Source organism: Lederbergia citri (assembly GCF_018343625.1).
GTDB classification, from domain to species: domain Bacteria; phylum Bacillota; class Bacilli; order Bacillales; family Bacillaceae_C; genus Lederbergia; species Lederbergia citri.
The window spans coordinates 514,601-530,328 of record NZ_JAGYPG010000001.1; the positions used below are offsets into that span (position 1 = coordinate 514,601).

General features: G+C 36.4%; 19 protein-coding genes. All 19 read left to right on the plus strand.

From position 1 onward, the window contains the following. The first annotated feature begins 6 nt into the window (after positions 1 to 6). Positions 7 to 369: a response regulator gene (locus KHA97_RS02750; protein ID WP_213123219.1), complete on the plus strand. Its 363-nt coding sequence runs from the start codon at positions 7 to 9 to the stop codon at positions 367 to 369. Positions 370 to 375: 6 nt separating this feature from the next. Further along, entirely contained in the window at positions 376 to 1,050 is a 675-nt protein-coding gene (locus KHA97_RS02755) for a flagellar biosynthetic protein FliO (RefSeq protein WP_213123220.1), read from the plus strand. Continuing rightward, complete coding sequence (gene fliP, locus KHA97_RS02760; RefSeq protein WP_213123221.1) at positions 1,043 to 1,711, plus strand: flagellar type III secretion system pore protein FliP; 669 nt, start codon at positions 1,043 to 1,045, stop codon at positions 1,709 to 1,711. The genes KHA97_RS02755 and fliP overlap by 8 nt, the downstream gene beginning before the upstream one ends. Positions 1,712 to 1,756: 45 nt before the next feature. Beyond that, positions 1,757 to 2,026: a flagellar biosynthesis protein FliQ gene (gene fliQ, locus KHA97_RS02765; protein WP_213123222.1), complete on the plus strand. Its 270-nt coding sequence runs from the start codon at positions 1,757 to 1,759 to the stop codon at positions 2,024 to 2,026. Between the two features lie 4 nt (positions 2,027 to 2,030). Continuing rightward, the gene (fliR, locus tag KHA97_RS02770; protein ID WP_213123223.1) at positions 2,031 to 2,810 is read left to right on the plus strand and encodes a flagellar biosynthetic protein FliR; all 780 of its coding nucleotides are present in this window, start codon (positions 2,031 to 2,033) and stop codon (positions 2,808 to 2,810) included. Next, positions 2,807 to 3,889, plus strand: coding sequence for a flagellar biosynthesis protein FlhB (gene flhB / locus KHA97_RS02775; protein ID WP_213123224.1), 1,083 nt, complete (start codon positions 2,807 to 2,809; stop codon positions 3,887 to 3,889). The genes fliR and flhB overlap by 4 nt, the downstream gene beginning before the upstream one ends. Positions 3,890 to 3,909: 20 nt before the next feature. Beyond that, entirely contained in the window at positions 3,910 to 5,943 is a 2,034-nt protein-coding gene (flhA, locus tag KHA97_RS02780; RefSeq protein WP_213123225.1) for a flagellar biosynthesis protein FlhA, read from the plus strand. Further along, positions 5,940 to 7,088 carry a flagellar biosynthesis protein FlhF gene (flhF, locus tag KHA97_RS02785; RefSeq protein WP_213123226.1) on the plus strand — a complete coding sequence of 383 codons (1,149 nt, stop codon included), beginning with the start codon at positions 5,940 to 5,942 and terminating at the stop codon, positions 7,086 to 7,088. Before flhA ends, flhF begins: the two co-directional genes overlap by 4 nt. Further along, on the plus strand, positions 7,085 to 7,942 hold the full coding sequence (locus KHA97_RS02790) for a MinD/ParA family protein (RefSeq protein WP_213123227.1): 858 nt from the start codon (positions 7,085 to 7,087) through the stop codon (positions 7,940 to 7,942). The genes flhF and KHA97_RS02790 overlap by 4 nt, the downstream gene beginning before the upstream one ends. Positions 7,943 to 7,967: 25 nt before the next feature. Next, complete coding sequence (locus tag KHA97_RS02795) at positions 7,968 to 8,573, plus strand: CheB methylesterase domain-containing protein (protein ID WP_213123228.1); 606 nt, start codon at positions 7,968 to 7,970, stop codon at positions 8,571 to 8,573. A gap of 4 nt (positions 8,574 to 8,577) precedes the next feature. Beyond that, a complete protein-coding gene (locus KHA97_RS02800) occupies positions 8,578 to 10,617 on the plus strand; it encodes a chemotaxis protein CheA (protein WP_213123229.1) in 2,040 nt (679 codons plus the stop codon). 18 nt (positions 10,618 to 10,635) lie between these two features. Beyond that, a complete protein-coding gene (locus KHA97_RS02805) occupies positions 10,636 to 11,103 on the plus strand; it encodes a chemotaxis protein CheW (protein WP_213123230.1) in 468 nt (155 codons plus the stop codon). Next, positions 11,093 to 11,731, plus strand: coding sequence for a chemotaxis protein CheC (locus tag KHA97_RS02810; RefSeq protein WP_233713277.1), 639 nt, complete (start codon positions 11,093 to 11,095; stop codon positions 11,729 to 11,731). The genes KHA97_RS02805 and KHA97_RS02810 overlap by 11 nt, the downstream gene beginning before the upstream one ends. Beyond that, on the plus strand, positions 11,724 to 12,218 hold the full coding sequence (locus KHA97_RS02815; RefSeq protein ID WP_213123232.1) for a chemotaxis protein CheD: 495 nt from the start codon (positions 11,724 to 11,726) through the stop codon (positions 12,216 to 12,218). Before KHA97_RS02810 ends, KHA97_RS02815 begins: the two co-directional genes overlap by 8 nt. A 42-nt stretch (positions 12,219 to 12,260) precedes the next feature. Continuing rightward, entirely contained in the window at positions 12,261 to 13,016 is a 756-nt protein-coding gene (locus KHA97_RS02820) for a FliA/WhiG family RNA polymerase sigma factor (protein WP_407657971.1), read from the plus strand. A 15-nt stretch (positions 13,017 to 13,031) separates the two neighbouring features. Further along, positions 13,032 to 13,343, plus strand: a complete 312-nt coding sequence (locus tag KHA97_RS02825) for a hypothetical protein (protein ID WP_213123233.1) — start codon at positions 13,032 to 13,034, stop codon at positions 13,341 to 13,343. Positions 13,344 to 13,351: 8 nt separating this feature from the next. After that, on the plus strand, positions 13,352 to 13,843 hold the full coding sequence (locus tag KHA97_RS02830; protein ID WP_213123234.1) for a DUF6115 domain-containing protein: 492 nt from the start codon (positions 13,352 to 13,354) through the stop codon (positions 13,841 to 13,843). A gap of 149 nt (positions 13,844 to 13,992) precedes the next feature. Then, positions 13,993 to 14,712, plus strand: coding sequence for a 30S ribosomal protein S2 (gene rpsB, locus KHA97_RS02835; protein ID WP_213123235.1), 720 nt, complete (start codon positions 13,993 to 13,995; stop codon positions 14,710 to 14,712). 118 nt (positions 14,713 to 14,830) lie between these two features. Continuing rightward, positions 14,831 to 15,712 carry a translation elongation factor Ts gene (gene tsf, locus KHA97_RS02840; RefSeq protein ID WP_213123236.1) on the plus strand — a complete coding sequence of 294 codons (882 nt, stop codon included), beginning with the start codon at positions 14,831 to 14,833 and terminating at the stop codon, positions 15,710 to 15,712. The last annotated feature ends 16 nt before the right edge of the window (positions 15,713 to 15,728 follow it).

A 15,728-nucleotide genomic window follows, 5' to 3' on the forward strand; every position in this document is an offset into this window, starting at 1 on the left:
AATACCGTGGCTAATAGAATTTTGATTGTGGATGACGCCGCATTTATGAGAATGATGATTAAGGATATTTTAGTGAAGAATGGTTTTGAGGTAGTCGGTGAAGCAGTAGATGGCGCTCAAGCTGTAGAAAAATACAATGAATTAAAACCTGATTTAGTCACAATGGATATAACGATGCCAGAAATGGACGGAATCACAGCTTTAAAAGAAATAAAAGCAAACGATCCTGCGGCAAAAATCATTATGTGTTCTGCAATGGGGCAGCAAGCAATGGTTATCGATGCTATTCAAGCTGGAGCAAAAGATTTTATCGTTAAGCCATTCCAAGCAGATAGAGTTATAGAAGCTATCCAAAAAACATTAGGTTAATGAGCAATGAATTCCTTAATTAAACAAGTGTTTATGGTCTTCTCCATCATGTTTTTACTTCTCATCCAAGCGGATCGGACAATCGTATTTGCTGAAAACAATCCGCTTGGTGGAAACGTGGAGGATTGTTATCCAGATAAATGTGGTGACGAGAAAGATAAAATCCAGGTATTAGACAATGCCGAAAAACCAAAGTCATTAGGCATAGGGATTTCGGAATTTTTAAAGATGATTTTTGCACTTATTTTTGTTATAGCAATTTTATATTTTCTTTTGAAATTTATTAATAAAAGAAGTCAGTCGTATCAACAAAATCGACTAGTACAAAACTTAGGAGGTACCCCCTTAGGCGGGAATCGTTCTATACAAATTGTCAAAGTCGGTAATCGCCTTTTAATTCTAGGAGTTGGGGAAGATGTCCAACTTTTAAAAGAAATAACAGACGAGCAGGAATATGAGAATTATATTAAGCAATATGACGAACAGTTGGAACAAAGTCTTCAACCAGTAGATATGGTAACGAAATGGATAAAACGAGTAAATAACTCAACAAAAGAAACTAATGGCAGTTCACAACAACCGTTTCATATGCACTTGAAAACACAACTGGATGAAATCAAAAAGGAGCGCAAGCAGACAATGAATAAGCTTGATCATAAGGAGTCCAATTTAGATGAATGAGTTTATGGAGTTTTTTAATAATAGCTCATCAGAAACTGTTTCTACTTCAGTCAAGCTATTATTACTGCTAACTGTTTTATCAATCGCTCCAAGTATTTTAATTTTGATGACTTCATTTACTAGAATCATTATTGTTTTATCTTTTGTTAGAACATCTCTTGCGACACAACAGATGCCGCCTAACCAAGTTTTGGTTGGACTAGCCTTATTCTTAACTTTTTTTGTTATGGCGCCTACTTTCAGTCAAGTAAATGAACAAGCCTTAACCCCGCTGTTTAATGATGAAATAAACCTAGAACAGGCTTATGAAAAAGCGGCAATACCATTTAGAGAATTTATGAGTAAGCATACGAGGCAAAAGGATTTAGAACTTTTTCTTTCCTATACAAAAGCGGAAAGGCCAGCAACTATTCAGGATATACCATTAACTGTACTTGTACCCGCCTACGCCTTAAGTGAGTTGAAAACTGCTTTTCAAATTGGTTTCATGATATTTATTCCTTTTTTAGTTATTGATATGGTTGTTGCGAGTATTTTAATGTCAATGGGAATGATGATGCTACCGCCAGTCATGATCTCACTCCCTTTTAAAATATTACTTTTCGTTCTCGTTGATGGGTGGTATTTAGTCGTTAAATCATTATTGCAAAGCTTTGGGTAAGAAAAGTAAGAAATTCGTAAAGTTGTAGATTAATGGAGTGATCATATGAGTGCTGAAGCTGTCATCTCACTCGCGGAAAGAGGAGTTTATACAATACTAGTTGTAGCTGGCCCATTGCTCCTTATTGCTTTGGCCGTTGGGCTTGCTGTCAGTATTTTTCAAGCGACAACCCAGATTCAAGAACAAACATTGGCATTCATACCGAAAATTGTAGCTGTATTAGTTGGAGTCGTCATTTTAGGACCGTGGATGTTGAGCAGGCTGCTTTCATATGCCTCTGAAATATTACAAAATTTAACTCGGTTTGTAGGTTGATTGAATGGAAGCCTTAGTTCCAAATATTTCAGTTTTTATGCTTATATTTATGAGGGTTTCTACATTTTTTGTTACGCTGCCATTATTTTCATATAGAACTCTTCCGGCTACATATAGGATCGGCTTTGCCTTTTTTTTATCTTTGTTGATGTATTACACCATAGATGTGCAATCAATCGACATTACAGGAACCTATTTCTTGTTGATTCTGAAAGAAGCAGGGGTTGGCCTTCTTATTGGTTTTACAGCGTATATGATTCTTTCAGCCATACAAATTGCAGGTGGTTTTATTGATTTTCAAATGGGATTTGCCATTGCCAATGTAATTGATCCGCAGACAGGAACGCAAAGTCCTCTTATTGGACAATATTTATATATGTTTTCCTTGCTTTTTTTACTTGCAGTAAACGGTCATCATCTCATTATGGATGGAATTTTTTACAGTTATCAATCTATTCCGATTGATCAAGTATTTATCCCGTTTGGAAATAGCTCATTGGCAGAATATATCATTAAGTCATTCAGCATGATGTTCATGATTGCTTTTCAGATGTCTATCCCAGTTGTCGCCTCGCTTTTTCTTGTTGATGTAGCATTAGGAATTGTGGCAAGAACGGTTCCACAATTAAATATTTTTGTCGTTGGATTTCCAATCAAAATTGCGGTAAGTTTCATCATTTTATTTATCGTACTAGGAGTTATGTTTGGAGTTGTGCAAAATTTATTTGAAACGATGTTAATTGTCATGAGAGATGTGATGAGGTTTATAGGAGGCGCGGGATGAAACAACTTAATCTGGATCTCCAATTTTTTGCAGGAGAAAAGACAGAAAAGGCAACTCCGAAAAAGAGACTGGATGCCCGAAAAAAAGGGCAAACGGCAAAAAGTCAAGATGTTAATACCGCGATAGGATTACTAGCTGTTTTCTTGTTTCTACTATTCTTTTCATCTAGCATGGGGAAAATAGCGGTAGATACATTTCGCCACTCCTTTAACACGTTTTTATTGATGGAAGTATCGGAAGACAATATACAATTGATCTTATTGGATATATTGAAAGAACTTATCTTTTTACTTGGCCCAGTCATGTTGATTGCACTTGTTGCAGGGATTGCCTCCAATCTTATGCAAGTCGGTTTTATGGTAACGGGCGAGCCATTGCAACCCAAGTTGGAAAAGTTAGACCCGATTAAAGGGATGAAGCGGATTTTTTCAATTAGAGCAATCGTAGAATTATTGAAATCAATATTAAAAATTGGATTTGTAGGAGCAATTACTTTTTTTGTCTTATGGATTCGCATAGATGAGGTTCTTATTCTATCACATAAATCCGTTGCTTCTGCGTTAAAAACAGTAGGCAGTCTTACAATGCAAATGGGAATTGCCGCATCGCTCGCACTATTATTCTTATCTATTTTTGATTATTTGTATCAGAGGTATGATTACGAAAAAAATATTCGAATGTCGAAACAAGACATTAAAGACGAGTTTAAAAATACTGAAGGGGACCCGCTAATTAAGTCAAAAGTGAAACAAAAGCAACGTGAAATGGCAATGTCACGAATGATGCAGGAAGTCCCCAAAGCAGATGTAATTATTACAAACCCAACGCATTATGCAATCGCGTTGAAATATGATGACGAAAAAGACGATGCGCCTGTCGTCATAGCAAAAGGTATAGATTTTATGGCGCAAAAAATAAAGAGTATTGCTAGTGAACATAATATTATTATGGTTGAAAACCGCCCGTTAGCGCGAGCTTTATATGATCAACTCGATATTGGGCAAAAAATACCGGATGAGTTTTTCAAGGCAGTGGCGGAAATTCTTGCATACGTTTATAGAATTAAACATAAAATCTAGTTTTTAGTGGAGAGATATTTATGAAAGTGAAAGATCTTGCAATTCTATCAAGTGTCATATTAATTGTTGCTATGTTGGTTATCCCTTTTCCTCCATGGCTATTAAGCTTATTAATTATCATCAATATTTCGCTTGCTCTTCTAGTATTATTAACATCTATGAATATGCAAGAGCCTCTCCAATTTTCAATATTCCCCTCATTATTATTACTTTTGACACTTTTTAGATTGGGCCTGAATGTTTCAACAACAAGATCGATCCTTTCAAAAGGTGATGCTGGCGGTGTTGTTGAAACGTTCGGGACTTTTGTTGTCGGTGGAAACGTATTAGTCGGATTAGTCGTGTTCTTCATTTTGGTCATTATCCAATTTGTCGTTATCACGAAAGGTGCCGAACGTGTATCAGAAGTAGCTGCACGTTTTACATTAGATGCAATGCCTGGAAAACAAATGAGTATTGATGCCGATTTAAATGCTGGAATTATTTCAGAGCATGAGGCTCGTGAACGAAGAGAAAAGGTTTCCCGAGAATCTGATTTTTATGGATCGATGGACGGAGCAAGTAAATTCGTCAAAGGAGATGCCATAGCCGGAATCATTATCGTTATTATTAATCTTTTATTTGGAATTATAATTGGTATGCTCCAACAAGGTCTTCCGATTGGAGAAGCTGCGGTGAAATACTCCATGCTTACGGTTGGGGATGGAATTGTGAGTCAAATACCTGCACTCCTCATATCAACTGCTACAGGTATTGTTGTTACACGAGCAGCTTCTGAAGGAAATCTTGGTTCTGATATCATTGGACAGTTGTTTGCCTTTCCGAAAATGCTATATGTTGCAGCAGGAACGATCTTCCTTTTAGGCTTGGCAACGCCAATTAATGACATTTTAACAATTCCTATTGCTGCGGCACTAGGAATTGGTGGATTTGTTCTTTCCAGAGTCCCTGCAAAACAAGAAGAAGACCTATTAGATCAACTCGAAGATACAGAGACAGAAGATTTAAAAAGTCCTGAAAGTGTAATCAATCTCCTTAATGTTGATGCAATAGAATTTGAATTTGGCTATGGTCTAATCCCTCTTGCTGACGTTAACCAAGGTGGGGATTTACTAGATCGTATTGTAATGATTAGGCGACAGTTGGCATTGGAGTTAGGGATTGTTATCCCTGTAGTAAGAATTCGGGATAATATACAGCTTGAGCCAAATGCATACCGTTTGAAAATTAAAGGAAGTGAAATGGCAAGAGGCGAGCTCCTGTTAGATCATTACCTTGCTATGAGTCCCGGTGGTGAAGACATGCTGGAAGGGATTGATACGATTGAACCTTCATTTGGACTCCCTGCGAAATGGATAACGGAAGAAGTGAAGGAGCAAGCGGAAATATTAGGTTACACTGTCGTTGATCCTCCATCAGTTGTTTCTACTCATATAACGGAAGTATTAAAGGCGAATGCGCATGAACTATTAGGAAGACAAGAAACGAAGCAGCTTATCGACCATCTGAAAGAATCATTTCCAATTCTTGTGGAAGAGGTCACTCCAAATCCACTTACAATTGGTGAGGTTCAAAAGGTTTTGGCTAAACTTTTGAAAGAAAATGTATCGATTCGAAATTTGCCTATTATATTCGAAACATTGGCGGATTATGGGAGAATGAGTACAGATACAGATTTACTGGCGGAGTATGTACGACAAAGTTTAGCTAGACAAATAACAAACCAGTATGCAGACGATAATTCTACGTTAAAGGTAATTACCGTTTCCGGTAAAGTGGAAAAGTTAATTGCAGACAGTGTACAGCAAACAGAACATGGGAATTACTTATCGATGGATCCTGACGATTCCCAATCTATTCTAGAGGCCACTGCTGCTCAAATTGAACAGCAATCATTAATGCAACAAGCGCCTATTTTGCTTTGTTCACCTGCTGTTCGAATGTATGTAAGGCAATTAACTGAAAGGTACTTTCCGCATGTTCCTGTCCTTTCCTATAACGAATTAGAGGCGAACGTAGAAGTTCAAAGCAGTGGGATGGTGAGTGTTGAATGAATATAAAAAAAATAGTTGCTCCGACTATGCCGGAAGCAATGAAAAAAGTGAAAACTGAGTTAGGTGAAAATGCCGTTATACTAAATTCAAAGGTAATTTTTACAGGTGGTTTTCTAGGACTTTTTCGAAAGAAAAGCATTGAAGTGATAGCAGCATTAGATGAACAGCCAGTCCATATTCAACAAACGCGAAAAAACAAAAACAGAAAAAGTCCAATTCCTAACAAAACTATAACAACTCATACAAGTAAAAAGACAAAACAATTGGAACCAGATGTATTATCGGAGATTACTGAGTTAAAATCTGAGATTAAAGCGATGAAGAAAAATAACCATTACAGCTACAATCAATATCCGGAAGTCATTCAAAAATATTTGTTTATGCTTCAAGAAGAAGAAATAAAAGATGAGTACTTGTGGAATATTGGTGATGCTTTATTGGAGAAATGGCGCAACTCAGAATCGGAACCGAAAGAATTTGAACTGTTTGCATGGTGCACTTCAGAATTGATCGACCAATTAAGTCTCGTTCCCTTTGGTGGAATATCGTATGAGAAGAAATTTATTAATTTAGTCGGCCCAACAGGTGTTGGGAAAACGACGACAATCGCTAAATTAGCTGCAGAAGCCGTGCTTGAACATCATAAAAAGGTTGCTCTTATTACGACAGACACATATAGAATTGCGGCTATTGAACAGTTAAAAACGTACGCGCAATTACTAAATATCCCTGTTGAAATCATTTATGAAGAAAAAGATTTTCGTTCTGCTGTGGATAAATTTTCCGAATATGACATTGTACTTATTGATACGGCAGGACGCAATTATCAAGAAAAACAATATATCCATGATTTGAAAAAGCTTTTAGGAAATGAAGAGTATATTGAAACATATTTAGTACTGTCGATTTCGATGAAAGAAAAGGATATTGAAAAAATCGTAGAAAATTTTTTAGATATGAAATTTAGCAAATTTATCTTTACGAAAGCTGACGAGACTAGGACCTATGGAGTTATGTATAACTTAATATGCAAATACAAAATAGGAGCTGCTTATATAACGACAGGACAAGACGTACCAGATGATATTATCGCTGCAACTCCTGAAGTAATCACGGAATATATTCTTAGGGATGAAATATCATGAAAGATCAAGCTGAAAAGTTGCGATTGAAAATGACAAGCCTTGCAAAGAGCCAAGCTAAAACGATTGCCGTCGTAAGTGGAAAAGGCGGTGTTGGGAAATCTAATATTTCCATTAATATTGCTTTGTTATTAAATAAAATGAACAAACGAGTGTTATTATTTGATTTTGATCTAGGCATGGGAAACGTAAATATTATTCTCGGACAACCATCGCGGCTAACTCTATCGGAATTTTTACATGAAGAAGCCACACTCAATGATATTGTAAATGATACACATGAAGGGGTATCGTATATCGCAGCAGGGAATGGCTTAAATGAAACGATCCAAATTGACGAAAGGATGTTAGTCAGACTTCTCGACGGTTTAAGAGAGCTGCAGCAACAATATGACTATATCATTTTTGATATGGGAGCAGGTGCAACTTCAGCTTCATTAAAGCTCTTACTAGCGGTGGATGATATTTTTGTCATTTCAACACCCGAACCGACAGCCATTACAGATGCATATTCGATGATGAAATTTATATGCCTAGAAGGAGCTACAGGAAATTTATTCTTGATTTGCAACCGTGCTGATACTGAAAAGCAAGGACTGGAAACACTGGAGCGATTAAAACAAACAGTATATAAGTTTTTACATAAAGAGGTAATCATGTTGGGAATTTTGCCGGAAGACAGTCACGTTAGGAAAGCAGTAATTAATCAGACTGCGTTTTCAATTGCTTACCCTAAATCTAGTATTTCGGTAAAATTAGAAAAAATCGTCCATTCGTATTTAAATGAAAATAATATAGAGTATGAAAATAGAGTAAATGATTCATTTATTAATAGACTTCGACGATTCTTCTTTTAACCCCGTTTAGAGGAGAAGTAATAGTATGACATCACGTATAGAGCGAAATAAAAAAAAGATTATATGCATTGGGACATCAACTGGCGGTCCTCGAGCTTTGCAAGCGGTTTTAACACAATTACCTAAAGGGTTGAATGCATCTATTGTTATTGTTCAACACATGCCGCCGAAATTTACTAAATCGTTGGCAGATAGATTAAACACCATTTGTGAAATAGACGTCAAAGAAGCAGAAGATGGCGAAACATTAAAAGAAGGAACAGCATACATAGCTCCCGGTGGAAGACATATGACGATTGTACAAACAGCGGCAAGGGAAAGAGTAAAAATATTAGACAGTCCTCCTGTCAATGGACATCGTCCATCCGTTGATGTCTTGTTCAATTCCATTCATAATTTAGCGAATTTCGATAAAATTGCTGTAATTATGACAGGAATGGGTGCTGATGGTGCTGCTGGTTTGGTAGAATTGAAGAAAGACAATAATGTTTTCTCGATAGCAGAATCTGAAGAAAGTTCCATTGTTTTTGGAATGCCAAATGCAGCCATTGCTACTAGCAAAGTCGATGCTATTGTGAAACTTAATGATATAGCCGATTCAATCTTGAATTATATGAAAAAAGGGACGTGAGCTTATGGATATGAATCAATATTTAGATGTATTTATCGATGAAAGTAAAGAGCATTTATTAACACTAAATCAAAATCTGCTTGAATTAGAAAAAGATCCGCACAATCTTGAGATCGTGAATAATATTTTTAGAGCAGCTCATACGTTAAAAGGTATGTCAGCTACAATGGGGTATACAGATTTAGCTAACCTTACCCATATTATGGAAAATGTTTTAGATGGAATTAGAAATGAAAAAATGAAAGTAACTTCCCATTTACTAGATATAGTATTTCTTGCTGTAGACGATTTGGAAGAGATAGTAGAATCAATCGCTTCAGGCGGTGATGGAACTCGTGATGTAAGTGCCGTTATTTCCAAGTTGGAACAAATAGAACAAGGAAAAACAGCGAATATGAATGAAAATGGCAAAAAAGAAATCGCTATTGCATTAGAATCTGTTGCATATCTAAAAAATAAATATGACCAATATGAAAAAACAGTTATCGAGCAATCCAAGGAACAAGGTTTTGATTGTTACGAACTTACAATTTCATTGCGCCCTGATTGTTTATTAAAAACTGCCCGTGTATTTATGGTTTTTGAAGTATTGGAGAAATGTGGCGAGGTTATAAAATCTAACCCGCCAGTTGAACAATTAGAGGAAGAACAATTTGATTCAGAGTTCACTGTAACATTGATAACGAAAGAATCCGGGGAAGATCTTCGTAAGAAAATCATGAAAATTTCGGAAATTGATTCAGTAGAGACAAATTTAATCGATCCTCTATCAATCAATGAAAACATGGACGATGATATTCCAGTAGAATCAAATAATAATGAAACGAAAATAGAGGATTCCTTATCGGCACCTTCGAAAAAGCCGGAAGCTTCAGAGAAGAAGCAAAATAAAGCATCTAATAAAACTATTAGGGTAAATATAGAGCGTCTAGATATGCTAATGAATCTATTTGAAGAGCTTGTCATTGATAGAGGGCGTTTAGAACAAATTGCCCAAGATATTGAGAATTCTGATTTAGCTGAAACGGTAGAAAGAATGACGCGTATTTCTGGCGATCTGCAAAGCATTATCTTAAATATGAGAATGGTACCTGTTGATAATGTATTTAATCGATTTCCACGGATGGTTAGACAGCTGGCAAAGGATTTGGACAAACTGCTCGAATTGGAAATTAGCGGAGCCGAAACCGAATTGGACCGAACGGTAATTGATGAAATTGGTGATCCTATCGTTCATTTATTAAGGAATGCAATTGATCACGGAATTGAAAGCCCTGAAGTACGTAGAGCAAATGGAAAACCGGAAACAGGAACTATTCAATTGAAAGCTTATCATAGTGGCAACCACGTATTCATTGAGATTGAAGATGACGGTGCGGGCATTAATAGAAATAAAATAATTGATAAAGCAATCTCAAAGGGTATTATTTCACAAAACGAAGCTTCTGAGCTTACAGATACAGAAGCATTTGAGTTGATTATGGCTCCGGGATTTTCGACAGCAGAAACGATTTCCGACATCTCAGGACGTGGAGTAGGATTAGACGTAGTAAAATCTAAAATTCAATCCTTGGGTGGAAATGTGTCTATCAATTCAGTGGAAGGTAAAGGATCAACATTTTCCATTCAATTACCACTAACGCTATCGATTATTTCCGCTATGCTGATTGAAATTGGACCTGAAAAATACGCAATACCATTATCATCCATTATTGAAACAGCAATTATTAAAAAATCAGATATTATGGTAGCCCATAATCAACAAGTCATCGATTTCAGAGGGAAAGTAGTTCCACTTGTGTCGTTGAAGGAAATTTTTGGACTTCCTATTGAAAATGATTTAGATGAGTTTATATCAATCGTAATCGTTCGTAAAGGCGAAAAAATGGCTGCTCTTATCGTTGATTCATTTATAGGGCAGCAGGAAATTGTGCTTAAGTCACTTGGAAATTATTTAACAGAAGTATTTGCCATTTCAGGCGCGACCATTTTAGGTGATGGACAAGTAGCTCTCATCATTGATTGCAATGCATTAATCAAATAATTGTAAGGAGCTGATACTATGAATAATGTGATAGCAGCGGATCGAAAAGTAATTGTTTTATTACTAAACGATAAAGAATATTCTATTTCAGTCGAACATGTCACTGCAATTGAAAAGATGTTACATATTACTAGGGTTCCAAATGTCCCTCCGTTTATAAAAGGAGTAACAAATTTACGCGGTGTTATCATCCCGATTATTGATTTGAAAAGACATTTTAATCTTGGAGATACAGAGTATACTGACCGCACAAGGATTATAATTGTTTCCTATAAAAATATGACTGTAGGCATGATTGTAGATGAAGCTAATGATGTTTTAGATATTCCGGAGTCTGTCATTGAACCATGTCCAGACGTTGCCGGAGCAGCACCGGCTGAATTCATTAGTGGGGTCGCAAACTTGGACAAACGGCTTGTTCTATTGTTAAATCTCGAAAATATCGTAAATCCCCTTTCTTTTAAGGATGAGATTTATGGAGCTTAAACAAGTTATAACACCCTTTCAATTAGATATATTAAAAGAAATTGGTAATATTGGGGCTGGGAATGCAGCTACAGCCCTTTCTGTTTTAGTAGGAAAAAATATTGATATGAAAGTTCCGTCAGTCAAAATCGTTACATTCGATGAAATGCTAGAAATGGCTGGAGGACATGATACGATTGTTACGGCAGTATTTTTGCGGGTGGAAGGTGATGCATCAGGTAGTATGTTTTTTATCCTTCCAATCGAACAAGCTACAAAATACGTTCAGAGATTAACCGGAGACTCGATATTTTCTTTTGATAATCCTCCTTATTCTGAAATGGGGCTTTCCGCTATGCAAGAATTGGGAAATATATTGTCGGGTTCTTATTTATCATCGCTATCAGATTTCACAGGTCTGGCCTTACATCCTTCAGTTCCATCGATCAGTATTGATATGGCTGGTGCTATCATTAGCTATGGATTGATTGAATTGTCACATTCACAAGATTATGCGATCGTAATTGATACAGCATTAAATGATGAAAATACAAATTCAGATTGTGTGAATGGACATTTTTTCCTGCTTCCTGATCCTGAATCATTTTCGGTCATATTTAATACATTGGGAGTCGACATGAATGATTGATTCGGTAGTTAGGGTAGGAATTGCAGACATGAAGATAGTTAAGTCACCTGACAAAATAAGAACTTCTGGGCTAGGATCATGCGTCGGAGTAGTTGTGTATGATAAGCAATTGAATATTGCAGGACTCGCCCATATTATGTTGCCTGATTCCATTCTTGCTCGTGGTGATAAGGCATTTAATAAGGCAAAATTTGCTAATACTGCTCTTAAAGAGTTAACTCGTATCCTTATTTCTAAAGGCGCGAGTATGACAAGACTTAAAGCCAAGATAGCCGGTGGAGCGCAAATGTTTCATTTTTCATCTCAAAATGATCAGATGAGAATTGGTCCACGTAATATAGAGGCGGTAAAGAAAGAGTTAAAATCATTGAACATTCAACTCATTGCCGAGGATACCGGGGGACATAGTGGCAGGACGATAGAATTCGATACAGAAACATGTATGCTGAAAATAAAAACAGTTTATCAAGAAGTGATCGAAATCTAATCAGCATACTAAAATCGCTTGTAACTGTGAGGAGGAAGCAAATTGTCAAACTCACCAACGATGGAAGAAAAGAAATATTGGGAGCTTTGGACTCATTCTCGCGATGCTGAAGCAGGAGATATGCTTGTAGAAAAATATATGCCTTTAGTTTCATATCATGTTCAACGCATATCAGTAGGATTGCCAAGAAATGTTAGTAGAGAAGAACTTAAAAGCTTAGGGCTTTTGGGACTCTTAGATGCTTTAAATAAATATGATATTTCTAGAGATCTAAAGTTTGATACATATGCATCTTTTCGAATTAGGGGTGCTATTATAGACGGACTTCGAAAAGAAGATTGGCTCCCAAGGAGTACGAGAGAAAAGGTAAAAAAAATAGAAGCGGCAACACAAATGCTAGAGCAAAAATTAATGCGTCATGCTTCTATAGAAGAAATAGCATCCGAGAGTGGATTTACTGAAGATGAAGTTTACAGGACATTAAATGAGCATTTTTTTGCAAGTGTATTGTCAATGGATGAGCAAATTTACGATCAAGATGATGAAAGCCAAAGCCATAATATTAAGGATGATGAAACCCTCACTCCAGAAGAGCAGCTAGTGAAAAGTGAATGGTTAAAGGATCTAGAAGAGGCACTTCTAAATCTTAATGAAAAAGAGCAGCTTGTTTTAAGTCTATTTTATAAGGAAGAATTAACTTTTACGGAAATTGGAGAAATACTACAATTATCAACTTCAAGAATTTCTCAAATTCATTCAAAGGCGATTGTTAAATTAAAAGGTGTGCTTCTTAAATAACGGAGGTATATAAAAGTGAGCCTTAAATCAATCGAAATGCAAGTTGCCCTTCCGAGAACGATAGAAGCGGGAAAAATCTCCGAGCAACTCCAACAGAGAGGCCAAATCATCTTAGATCAAGCGACAAGGGAAATGGAAGAAAAAGTTGACCGAGAGCGTCATGGGATAATAGAAACAGATCGAAAAGAAAAATTGTTATTAAGAGATGATTCTTCTTCCCATCAAAATAACCAAAACCACCAACCTCAAAATAACAAAGAAAAAAAAGCAAAAAAGGTAGAGCAAGCTCACCCTTATAAAGGAAAAACAATTGATTACAACGGGTAGGGATAATATTGACCGGCATACTAATCTTTATCTTATTTATGTTGAATATTTTCTTGATTTTTGCTGTCGTTCTTTTATATCAGCGTCAAAATCGTTTCAAAGAGATGGAAGAAAACCAACGTAAAATACAACAAGAATCAGAAGAAATGTTATCAGCATTCCTTTTTGAATTAAAAGAAGAAAATCAGTCATTTATTTCAAAATTTCAACAGGATAAGATGCAAACGAATCAAGTAAATATACAGAATGAGGAATCTAGAGAAATAGTGAAGCAAGAAGAACCACTAACTGCCGAAACATATTCGAGGATGCTGGCTTCGGAAGCATACCAAAATTCAAATAAAAAGATGAGTGTTCAAGAAGATATTGAAAAAACGTTTGCAGAACAAGTGGAAATGTTGGCACAACAGGGATTGTCCAGCAGCGAAATAGCTAGACAATTAAAAAAAGGAAAAACAGAAGTTGAGCTTCTTCTTAAGTTTCATAAAAATCATAGGTAATACTTGATAGCATACTTTTTTTATGCTATATTGATTGATGGTGTTAATACACACGTTCCGTGATTTTGTTGCAGGGTGCTGTTTATTTTGACAGACTGCACAAAAAATGATCGGGGCGGAGGAAAAAAAACCAAGGAGGAAAAAACACTATGTCAGTAATTTCAATGAAGCAATTGCTTGAAGCTGGTGTACATTTTGGTCACCAAACTCGCCGTTGGAATCCAAAAATGAAAAAATACATTTTTACGGAGCGTAACGGTATTTATATCATCGACCTTCAAAAGACTGTTAAGAAGGTTGAAGAAGCTTATAATTTTATGAGAGAGCTTGGAGATAACAACGGAAAAGTACTTTTCGTTGGAACTAAAAAACAAGCTCAAGAATCTGTTAAAGAAGAAGCGGAGCGTGCTGGACATTATTATGTTAACCATCGCTGGCTTGGTGGAACTTTAACTAACTTTGAAACTATTCAAAAAAGAATTGATCGCTTAAAAGCAATCGAGAAAATGGAAGAAGATGGAACTTTCGAAGTCTTGCCTAAGAAAGAAGTAGGGATGCTTAAGAAAGAATATGACCGTCTTGTAAAATTCTTGGGCGGCATTAAAGACATGAAAACTCTTCCGGATGCAATGTTCATTATTGATCCTCGTAAAGAAAGAATTGCAGTTGCAGAAGCACGCAAATTGAATATTCCTATCGTCGGAATCGTTGATACAAACTGTGATCCTGATGAAATCGACTATGTCATTCCTGCTAACGATGATGCAATTCGTGCAGTTAAACTATTGACTGCTAAAATGGCTGATGCATTAATCGAATCAAAACAGGATGAAGAAGCAGAAGAAGCAGCTGAAACTGCAAACGTCTAACATATTAAAGAGCTATAGCCCTGGGATTTGACAGAGCTGTATCATTGCGATAAAAGGTGATAAGAGTGTTAGACGCTTATCACCTTTTTTCAAACTATCATTTAGGAGGACAAGACAAATGGCAATTACTGCACAAATGGTTAAAGAATTGCGTGAAAAAACAGGCGCAGGTATGATGGATTGTAAAAAAGCGTTGACAGAAACAAATGGAAATATGGAACAAGCTATTGATTTCTTGCGCGAAAAAGGAATTGCTTCTGCTGCGAAAAAAGCAGATCGTATTGCTGCCGAAGGAACTACTTTTATTATGAGCAAAGGTAACGACGCTGTTATCCTTGAAGTAAATGCGGAAACTGACTTCGTTGCGAAAAACGAAAATTTCCAAAACTTAGTAAAAGAATTGGCTGAACACCTACTTGCAAATAAGCCTTCCTCTGTTGAAGAAGCTTTAGAGCAAAAAATGGGCAACGGACAAACAGTTGGAGAATATGTGAATGCGGCTATCGCAAAAATTGGTGAAAAAATCACTTTACGTCGTTTTGAATTAAAAACAAAAGCAGACAATGGTGCATTTGGTGAATACTTGCATATGGGTGGCCGTATTGCAGTTCTAACTGTATTAGAAGGAACTACAGATGATGCTGTTGCAAAAGATGTAGCAATGCATATTGCAGCTATCAATCCAAAATATATTTCAAGAGATGAAGTATCAGAAGAAGAAACAGAGCGTGAGCGTCAAGTACTTACACAACAAGCATTAAATGAAGGAAAGCCAGAAAATATTGTCGCAAAAATGGTAGAAGGCCGTCTACGTAAATTCTTCGAAGATATTTGCTTGCTTGATCAAACATTCGTAAAAAATCCAGACCAAAAAGTTCGCCAATTTGTAGAAGCAAATGGTGCTAAAGTTGTAGAATTTGTACGTTTTGAAGTTGGGGAAGGCCTTGAAAAGCGCCAAGAGAATTTTGCAGAAGAAGTTATGAGTCAAATTAAGAAGTAATAATGGAGGGAACATT